The following is a 9,425-nucleotide window of genomic DNA, read 5'->3' as shown; positions in this document are numbered from 1 at the left end:
CCACCTGGTACGAGAAGAACGACCTCAACACCAGCGACATGCACCCCTTCATCCACCCGCTGTCCACCGCGGTGGACCCGGCCTGGCAGAGCAAGAGCGACTGGGAGATCTACAAGGGTTTCGCCAAGGCCTTCAGCGAGGTCTGCGTCGGCCACCTGGGCGTGGAGAAGGAACTGATGCTCACGCCGCTGATGCACGACAGCCCGTCCGAACTGGCCCAGCCTTTTGACGTGAAGGAATGGAAGAAGGGCGAGTGCGAGCTGATCCCGGGCGTCACCGCCCCGAGCATCACGGTGGTCGAACGCGACTACCCCAACACCTACGCCCGTTTCACGGCCCTGGGCCCGCTGATGGACAAGGTCGGCAACGGCGGCAAGGGCATCGGCTGGAACACCCAGACCGAGGTCGGCCAGCTCAAGGAACTCAACGGCACCGTGCACACCGAAGGCGTGGCCAAGGGCCTGGCCCGCATCGACAGCGACATCGACGCCTGCGAGGTGGTGCTGCAGCTCGCGCCCGAGACCAACGGCCACGTCGCCGTCAAGGCCTGGGAAGCGCTGAGCAAGATCACCGGCCGCGACCACACCCACCTGGCCCTGCACCGCGAAGACGAGAAGATCCGCTTCCGCGACATCCAGGCCCAGCCGCGCAAGATCATTTCGTCGCCGACCTGGTCGGGTCTCGAATCCGAAAAGGTGTCGTACAACGCCGGCTACACCAACGTGCACGAACTGATCCCATGGCGCACCCTCACCGGCCGCCAGCAGTTCTACCTGGACCACCCCTGGATGCTCGCCTTCGGCGAAGGCCTGACCAGCTACCGCCCGCCGGTGGACCTGAAAACGGTGGACGAGATGATCGACCGCAAGCCCAACGGCAACAAGGAGATCAGCCTCAACTTCATCACCCCGCACCAGAAGTGGGGCATCCACAGCACGTACAGCGACAACCTGCACATGCTCACGCTCAACCGCGGCGGCCCGGTGATCTGGCTCAGCGAGGACGACGCCAAGAGCGCCGGCATCGCCGACAACGACTGGGTCGAGCTGTTCAACACCAACGGCGCCATCGCGGCACGGGCGGTGGTCAGCCAGCGCGTGAACCCGGGCATGGTGCTCATGTACCACGCGCAGGAAAAGATCATCAACACCCCCGGTGCGGAGATCACCAACACCCGCGGCGGCATCCACAACTCGGTCACCCGCATCGTGACCAAACCGACCCACATGATCGGCGGCTACGCGCAGTTCAGCTACGGCTTCAACTACTACGGAACCATCGGCACCAACCGCGACGAGTTCGTCATCGTGCGCAAGATGCGCAAGATCGACTGGCTCGACGGCGAGGGCAATGACACGGTTCAGGCTTGATCAGCACAGGAGAAAACAAGATGAAAGTACGTGCCCAAATCGCGATGGTGCTGAACCTGGACAAGTGCATTGGTTGCCACACCTGTTCGGTCACCTGCAAGAACGTCTGGACCAGCCGACCCGGCGTGGAATACGCCTGGTTCAACAACGTCGAAACCAAGCCCGGCATCGGTTACCCCAAGGAATGGGAGAACCAGGACAAGTGGAACGGTGGCTGGGTCCGCAAGGCCGACGGTTCCATCGTCCCCAAGCAGGGTGGCAAGTGGTCGCTGCTGATGAAGATCTTCAGCAACCCCAACCTGCCGCAGATCGACGACTACTACGAGCCCTTCACCTTCGACTACGACCACCTGCAGTCGGCGCCCGAGATGAAGGCCGCGCCCACGGCCCGGCCGCGCAGCCTGATCACCGGCCAGCGCATGGAGAAGATCGAATGGGGCCCGAACTGGGAGGAAATCCTGGGCGGTGAATTCAGCAAGCGTTCGAAGGACAAGAACTTCGACGACGTGCAGAAGGACATCTACGGCCAGTTCGAGAACACCTTCATGATGTACCTGCCGCGCCTGTGCGAGCACTGCCTGAATCCAGCCTGCGTGGCATCCTGCCCCTCGGGCTCGATCTACAAGCGCGAGGAAGACGGCATCGTGCTGATCGACCAGGACAAGTGCCGCGGCTGGCGCATGTGCGTCAGCGGCTGCCCCTACAAGAAGATCTATTACAACTGGCAGACCGGCAAGGCCGAGAAGTGCATCTTCTGCTACCCGCGCATCGAAGCCGGCCAGCCAACCGTGTGCTCTGAGACCTGCGTGGGCCGCATCCGTTACCTGGGTGTGGTGCTGTACGACGCCGACCGCATCGCCGAGGCCGCCAGCGTGCCCGACGAGAAGGACCTCTACCAGGCCCAGCTCGACATCTTCCTCAACCCCAACGACCCGGCCGTGATCGAGCAGGCGCGCAAGGACGGCATCCCCGAGAGCTGGCTCGAAGGCGCGCGCAAGAGCCCGGTCTACAAGATGGCGATCGACTGGAAGGTGGCCCTGCCGCTGCACCCCGAGTACCGCACCCTGCCCATGGTCTGGTATGTGCCACCGCTGTCGCCGATTTCCGCCGCCGCCAACGCCGGCCAGATCGGCAGCAACGGCGAGTTGCCCGACTTCAGCCAGATGCGCATCCCGCTGCAGTACCTGGCCAACCTGCTGACCGCCGGTGACACCGGCCCGGTGGTGCGCGCCCTCGAACGCATGCTGGCCATGCGCGCCTTCCAGCGCGGCAAGCACGTGGACGGCGTGGAAAACCTGAAGGTGCTGGAGCAGACCGGTCTGACCCGCGCCCAGGTGGAAGAGATGTACCACGTGATGGCGATCGCCAACTACGAGGACCGTTTCGTGATCCCCAGCTCGCACCGCGAGTACGCCGAAAACGCGTTTGACCTGCGCGGAGGCTGCGGCTTCTCGTTCGGCAACGGCTGCTCGGACGGCGCCTCGGAAACGAGCCTGTTCGGTGGCGACAAGCGCCGCACCATCCCGATCCAGTCGGTGGTCTGAAAGGAAGCACGATGAAAAACACCCGTTACTCCCTGCGCGCACTCGCCCGCCTGATCGCCTACCCCGATGCGCAGCTGCGCAGCGAGCTGGACGCCCTGCTGCAGGTGCTGGACGACGAAGACGCCGTGCCGGCCGCGCGCCGCGCCGAGCTGCGCACCCTGGCCGTCAACCTGCAGCGCCAGGACCCGCTGGAGGTGGAAGCCCGCTTCGTCGAGACCTTCGACCGCGGCCGTGCCACCTCGCTGCACCTGTTCGAGCACGTGCACGGCGACTCGCGCGACCGTGGCCCGGCCATGATCGACCTGGTGCAGACCTACGAGAAGGCCGGCCTGTACCTGGCCCCCGAGGAACTGCCCGACCACCTGGGCGTGGTGCTGGAGTTCGCCTCCACCCAGCCGCCCGAGCTGGCCAAGGCCTTCCTGGGCGAGATGGCCCACATCCTCAACGCCATCTTCAGCGCGCTGCTCAAGCGCGAGAGCCCCTACGCCGCCGTGATCGCGGCCGTGCTGGAGCTGGCCGGGCACAAGGCCCAGGCCGTGGCCATCCCGGTCGAAGAGAGCATGGACGAGGCCTGGGCCGAGCCCGAGGCTTTCGACGGTTGCAGCACCCGGGGCCAGAACCGCCCGGGCCAGGCGCAGCCCATCCACATCGTTCGCAAGAACACCTCCACTTCTCAAGGAGTCGCAGCATGAACGGCTTCCACAACTTCGTTTTCGGCATCTACCCGTACATCGCGCTCACCATCTTTTTGCTGGGCAGCCTGATCCGTTTCGACCGCGACCAGTACAGCTGGAAGAGCGATTCCTCGCAGCTGCTGCGCAAGGGCCAGCTGCGCTGGGGCAGCAACCTGTTTCACGTCGGCATCCTGTTCCTGTTCTTCGGCCACAGCGTGGGCATGCTCACGCCGCACGCGCTGTACGAGTCCTTCATGACCGCGGGCGCCAAGCAGCTCATGGCCATGGTCTCGGGCGGCCTGTTCGGCCTGTTCGGTTTTGCCGGCGTCAGCATCCTGCTGCACCGCCGCCTGTCGGACGTGCGCATCCGCGTCACCAGCAAGACCAGTGACATCGTGCTGCTGTGGCTGCTGTGGGCGCAGTTCGCGCTCGGCCTGGCGACCATCCCGCTGTCGGCCCAGCACCTGGACGGCGGCATGATGATGCTGCTGGCCGAATGGGCGCAGCGCATCGTCACCTTCCGCGGTGGCGCGGCCGAGCTGATCGCCGATGCCAGCTGGGTCTTCAAGGCCCACATGTTCCTGGGCATGAGCATCTTCCTGATCTTCCCGTTCACCCGCCTGGTGCACGTGTGGAGCGGCTTCGGCACGCTGGCCTACATCACGCGCCCCTACCAGGTGGTGCGCAGCCGCCGCATCGGCATGACGCCGCAACAGCCGCTGAGCCAGCGGGGCCGCTGACCATGCAACAAGGAACCCCCATGACCGACCGTTCGTCCACCGGCTGCGGCAGCGCGCACTGCGCCTGCTCCGGCCAGATGCAGATCGTGCCCGCCAGCATCAACGGCATCGCCCTGCACGAGCCGGGCGAGGCGCTGGACGCCGAGACCCTGCGCGAGCGGGCCTACGCCGAACTGCTGCGCCAGCGCGCGGTGTTCCGCGGGCTGCTGCCGGGCGCCCACGTGCTGGTCGCGCCCGAACTGAACGCGGCCGAGCGCCACGTGCTCGAGGCCATGACCGACGAGGAGGTCACCTGCCCCGAGCCCACCGACGACGAATGCCGCCGCTACTACGACGCCAACAAGCCGCACTTCATCGTCGGCCAGGCGCTGCATGTGCGGCACATCCTGTTCGCGGTCACGCCCGGTGTGAACGTGCACGCGCTCACCCAGCGCGCCGAAGCCGCCCTGCTGGAGCTGGCGCGCAAGGACGTGCCCCCCGGCCGCTTCGAGCAGCTGGCGGCCGAGCTGTCCAACTGCCCGTCCAGCGCCGAAGGCGGCAGCCTGGGCTGGGTGTCGCCCGAGGACTGTGCCCCCGAACTGGCCAACGAGCTGTTCTTCCAGACCGACTCGCGCTGGGGCATGGGGGTGCATCCGCGCCTGGTGCACACGCGCTTTGGCCTGCACATCATCGAGGTGCTGGGCCGCAAGAAGGGCAACCTGCCGGCCTACGAAGACGTGGCCGAATCGATCCGCCAGCGCCTGCAGCACCAGTCGCGCGCCACCGCGCTGCGGCAGTACATGCGCCTGCTGGTGGGCCAGGCGAAGGTCGAGGGCATCGAGCTCGACGGCGCCGATTCACCCCTGGTGCAGTGAGCACGAAGCCGCCATGCCCGACGAACTGCTGCTGCGCCTGCGCGATTTCCAGGACGACTATTTTCCGCAGCACCAGCAGCGCTTCCAGGACCTGGTGGCCCAGGGCCAGCGCCCCAAGACCCTGTTCATCGGCTGCAGCGACTCGCGCCTGGTGCCCTACCTGCTGACGGGGGCGGCGCCGGGCGAGCTGTTCCTGGTGCGCAACGTGGGCGCCTTCGTGCCGCCCTACGACCAGTCGCACGGTCTGCACGGCACCATGGCGGCGATCGAATTCGCCGTGCTCAGCCTGAAGGTCGAGCACATCATCGTCTGCGGCCACAGCCACTGCGGCGCCATCCGCACCGCCTACGAAGGCGCGCCCGACGAGGCCATCGCGCTCAAGGCCTGGCTCAAGCTGGTCGACGAGGCGCTGCTGCCGGTCAGCCTGGGCCCCGAGGTGCTGCACCGCACAGAACAGCGTGCGGTCGTGCTGCAGCTCGAACGCCTCATGGACTACCCCATGGTGCGCCGCGCGGTCGAGGCCGGGCACCTGAGCCTGCACGGCTGGCACTATGTGATCGAGAGCGGGCAGGTCCACGTGTTCGACGCCGCGCTGGGCGCCTTCGTGCCGGCCGCCGAGGCCTCGCACAGCGGCACCGGTCCCTACCTGGCCTACGTGGAACCCGACGGACAATCTTCGGAATGAACGTTTCCCTGCACCGCTTCGCGTCTTCGGCGCCGGCCGCGCCGACGCTGCCCGACGAGGCGCCCCTGGCCGATGCGCTGCAGGCGCTGATGGACGCGCGCCAGACCGTGCTGCCCAAGCGCCTGGTCGACCCCGGCCCCAGCGCCGCCGAACTGCGCGACTGGCTGGCCTGCGCCACCAGCGCCCCCGACCACGACCGCCTGCGCCCCTGGCGCCTGGTGCTGGTGCCCGCCGCCCAGCGCCCGCGCCTGGGCCAGGCCTTTGCCGACGCCCTGCGCGAACGCGACCCCGCCGCCACCGCCGACCAGCTGGAGCAGGCGCACGACAAAGCCCTGCGCGCGCCGGTGCTGCTGCTGGTGGTGGTCAACGGCGCCTGTGGCGACCCCGAGATCGACCTGAACGAACGCATTCTCTCGGCCGGCTGCGCGGTGCAGAATCTGCTGCTCATGGCCACCGCGCGTGGCTGGGGCTCGGCGCTCACCAGCGGCAAGGCGCTCAAGTCCGGCGCGTTGCGCACGCTGTTCGCGCTCGGCCCGCAAGAGCACGCGCTGTGCTGCCTGAGCGTGGGCACCGCCAGCGCCCGCAAACCCACCCCGCCCCGCCCGGGCGTGCACGAGATCGTGCGCACCCTCACCGACGCCGGCCCCATCGACGGCCTGACCGAAGGCCCGAACCCCGACACCACGCCATGAACATCACCTGCTTTGACGACCTGATCGCCGCCGCCCGCACCCAGCCCACGCCCCAGACCCTGCTGATGGTCTTTGTGGACGTGGAACTGCCCCCCGACGCCAGCCCCGCCGAACGCGCGCGCTTCGAGCAAGGGCAGGGCGGTGCGCTCAGCCCGCGCATGTGCCTGGACCGCACCGCGGCCGAACTGAGCGACTGGGCCAGCCTGGCGGCCGAGGCCGACCAGCAGTCGCGCGAATGGCGCATGGCCATGGTGGCCGCGCTGTCCGGCACGGCCGGCCAGCCCCCCAAGGACGACGCCATCGAACAGGCCCTCAACCGGATGGTCATGGCCGTGCACCAGGGGCAGATCGAGGGCTTCATCCCCTTCGACCGCCAGGGCCAGGCGGTGCACTTCGGGTGAGGCGGCGGGGCCGGACAGTCCCCGAATATGCCCCCCAACAGCCTCGTGAACCGCTGGTCAAAAGACTGTACAAAAAAACAGTAAAAAGGCTATCATGGGCGCACCATGCAGCCCATTCCTCGCCGGCAGGCGGCCCTTGCGCCCCCTGCCGTTCCTGTCTCTGAAGCGCCCCCGGCGCTGGTCCTGCCGCCGGCCGTGGCCGCCGCCGTCTGGCGCGGCGACCAGCTCGGCCACGCGGCCCTGCCCACCCGGCCCAGCGGCTTTGCCGCGCTCGACGCCGAACTGCCCGGCGGCGGCTGGCCCTGCCAGGGCCTGACCGAACTGCTGTGCCCCCAGCCGGGCACGCTGGAATGGCGCCTGCTTGCGCCGCTGCTGCGCGCGCTGTGCCCGGCCGGTGGTCCCGTCGGTGGCTCCGTCGTTGGTGGAGCGGGTGCCACGGCGCGCCCGTCCGCGTCCACCCCGGTGCTGCTGGTGGGGCCGCCGCACCCCCCGCACCCGCCCGGCCTGCGGGCCGACGGCATCAGCGAACGCGGCCTGGTCTGGCTGCAGGCCCACACCATGGCCGAACGCCTGTGGACCACCGAACAGCTGCTCAAGGCCCGCGCGCCGGGCGTGCTGGTGGCCTGGCTGCCGCAGGCCCGACCCGAACAGCTGCGCCGCCTGCAGGTGCTGGCCGGTGCGGCGCAGGGGCCGGTGTTCGTGTGCCGGCCACAGGCCGCCGCGAGCGAAGCCTCGGCCGCGCCGCTGCGCCTGCTGGTGCGGGTGGGGGCGGGGGGCACGGCGGGGGTGGATGACGGCCCCTGGTCGCTGCAGGTCGATCTGCTCAAGCGCCCCGGGCCGCCGCTGGCGCGCACGCTGTGCCTGCCCTCGGTGCCCGGTGGCCTGGGGGCGCTGCTGCCGCCGCGCCTGCGCGTGCCACCCCGGCCTGTGCCGGCCCCTGTTCCTGCCCCAGTGGCGGGCCCTGTCCCGGTTGCTGCCACGGCCCTGGAGAACGACCATGTGGTGGTCCGCCCTGCTGCCGCCCGATCCGTCTGGCACTGACGCTGGCGCCGGTGCCCAGGCCCGTGCCGATGCGCTGGCCTGCGCGGCCGCCCGGGCCGACGCGACCGCGCAGGCGCTGGCCCTCTGGGCGCTGCGTTTCACGCCGCGCGTGGCCCGGCTGGACGAAGCCGTGGTCATGGACGTGGCGGCCAGCCTGCGCCTGTTCGGCGGTGCGGCGGCCCTGCGCGAGCGGGTGCAGGCCGAGGCCACCGAGCTGGGCGCCACCCGCATCGCCTGGGCGCCCAACGGCCTGGCCGCGCTGGCGCTGGCCCGTGCGGTGCGAATGGCGCCGGGTGCGCTCTCTGTGCTTGCGGCGCCGGTCGACGCGGCCCCGCTGACCGCGCAGCTCGACCCCCTCCCGCTGACCGTGCTCAGTGCCACCGCGCCGCACCGGCAGACGCTGGCCCACATCGGCTGCCGCACCCTGGGCCAGCTGCGCCGCCTGCCGCGCGCCGGCCTGGCGCGCCGCTTCGATGCCGCGCTGCTGCACGCACTCGACCAGCTCTACGGCCACGCGCCGCAGACCCCCACCTGGGTGCGCACGCCCGCCGTGTTCGACGCCCGGCTGGAACTGCCGCACCGGGTGGACGAGGCCGGCGCGTTGGTATTTGGCGCGCGCCGCCTGCTGCTGCAGCTGGCCGGTTGGCTGGCCGCGCGGCAGGCCGGCACCACCGCCTTCACCCTGCACTGGGCGCACGACGCCATGCGCTCGCGCGGCGCGGGCGAAGGCGGGCAGCTCACGGTGCGCACCGCCGAACCCACGCGCGAGGTCGAGCACCTGGCGCGCCTGCTGGCCGAACACCTGGCCCGCGTCACCCTGGCCGCGCCGGTGGGCGACCTGCGCCTGCTGGCCGACGAGGTGCGACCACTGGCCCCGCGCAGCGCGTCCTGGCTGCCCGACGACGCGCAGTCCGAGGGCGAAACCCTGTCCAACGCGCTCGAACGCATCGCCGTGCGCCTGGGACCGGACCGTGTGCAGTGCCCGGTGCTGGTGGACGACCACCGGCCCGAACACATGTGCCGCTGGCAGAGCGCCGGGCAGGCACTGCCCCGGCGCGCGGGCGCGCCGGACGCCGACACCGCCTTCGGCCCCGGCCTGCCGCAACCGGCCTTTGTGCTGCCGCAGCCGCTGAAACTGTGGGTGCACCAGCACCGGCCGCTCTACCAGGGCGAACTGCAGCTGCTGCTGGGCCCGCAGCGTGTGGAAGGCGGCTGGTGGGACCGCGACGAAGCCCTGGGCCACACCCGCCACGCGGTGCGCGACTACTGGGTCGCCGCGTCCGCGCAGGCCGGGCTGCTGTGGGTGTTCCAGACCCGGCTGGCCGAAGAACCGGCGTGGTTTCTGCACGGCTTTTTTGCATGAACCTTGTGCCCCCACGCTCCCCCACTGCGTGTGGGTCGCTGCCCCCCACGGAGGCTGATCC

10 protein-coding genes are annotated in these 9,425 nt (G+C 69.7%); all 10 read left to right on the top strand.

The window, feature by feature from the left end; translation table 11 throughout:
* Window positions 1-1,370: molybdopterin dinucleotide binding domain-containing protein (locus RMP09_RS10325; protein ID WP_310565892.1), on the top strand; the 1,370-nt coding region annotated here is incomplete at its 5' end.
* A 20-nt stretch (window positions 1,371-1,390) separates the two neighbouring features.
* Window positions 1,391-2,914, top strand: coding sequence for a nitrate reductase subunit beta (gene narH / locus RMP09_RS10320; RefSeq protein ID WP_310565891.1), 1,524 nt, complete (start codon window positions 1,391-1,393; stop codon window positions 2,912-2,914).
* 11 nt (window positions 2,915-2,925) lie between these two features.
* Window positions 2,926-3,606 (top strand): nitrate reductase molybdenum cofactor assembly chaperone, encoded by a 681-nt coding sequence (narJ, locus tag RMP09_RS10315; RefSeq protein ID WP_310565890.1) that lies wholly within the window; start codon window positions 2,926-2,928, stop codon window positions 3,604-3,606.
* On the top strand, window positions 3,603-4,328 hold the full coding sequence (gene narI, locus RMP09_RS10310) for a respiratory nitrate reductase subunit gamma (RefSeq protein ID WP_310565889.1): 726 nt from the start codon (window positions 3,603-3,605) through the stop codon (window positions 4,326-4,328). The genes narJ and narI overlap by 4 nt, the downstream gene beginning before the upstream one ends.
* Before the next feature lie 20 nt (window positions 4,329-4,348).
* A complete protein-coding gene (locus RMP09_RS10305) occupies window positions 4,349-5,182 on the top strand; it encodes a peptidylprolyl isomerase (RefSeq protein ID WP_310565888.1) in 834 nt (277 codons plus the stop codon).
* A 13-nt stretch (window positions 5,183-5,195) separates the two neighbouring features.
* Window positions 5,196-5,867 carry a carbonic anhydrase gene (locus RMP09_RS10300; RefSeq protein ID WP_310565887.1) on the top strand — a complete coding sequence of 224 codons (672 nt, stop codon included), beginning with the start codon at window positions 5,196-5,198 and terminating at the stop codon, window positions 5,865-5,867.
* Complete coding sequence (locus RMP09_RS10295) at window positions 5,864-6,559, top strand: nitroreductase family protein (RefSeq protein WP_409559710.1); 696 nt, start codon at window positions 5,864-5,866, stop codon at window positions 6,557-6,559. The genes RMP09_RS10300 and RMP09_RS10295 overlap by 4 nt, the downstream gene beginning before the upstream one ends.
* On the top strand, window positions 6,556-6,960 hold the full coding sequence (locus RMP09_RS10290; protein ID WP_310565886.1) for a ribonucleotide reductase subunit alpha: 405 nt from the start codon (window positions 6,556-6,558) through the stop codon (window positions 6,958-6,960). The genes RMP09_RS10295 and RMP09_RS10290 overlap by 4 nt, the downstream gene beginning before the upstream one ends.
* 105 nt (window positions 6,961-7,065) lie before the next feature.
* On the top strand, window positions 7,066-8,001 hold the full coding sequence (locus tag RMP09_RS10285; RefSeq protein WP_310565885.1) for a recombinase RecA: 936 nt from the start codon (window positions 7,066-7,068) through the stop codon (window positions 7,999-8,001).
* Window positions 7,958-9,364 carry a DNA polymerase Y family protein gene (locus RMP09_RS10280; protein ID WP_310565884.1) on the top strand — a complete coding sequence of 469 codons (1,407 nt, stop codon included), beginning with the start codon at window positions 7,958-7,960 and terminating at the stop codon, window positions 9,362-9,364. Before RMP09_RS10285 ends, RMP09_RS10280 begins: the two co-directional genes overlap by 44 nt.
* Window positions 9,365-9,425: the final 61 nt, after the last annotated feature.

It is taken from the genome of Hydrogenophaga sp. (assembly GCF_031426985.1).
Classification (GTDB): Bacteria; Pseudomonadota; Gammaproteobacteria; order Burkholderiales; family Burkholderiaceae_C; genus Hydrogenophaga.
Note: the sequence above shows the minus strand (reverse complement) of the source record. Positions and strands in the feature narration are given on the sequence as shown.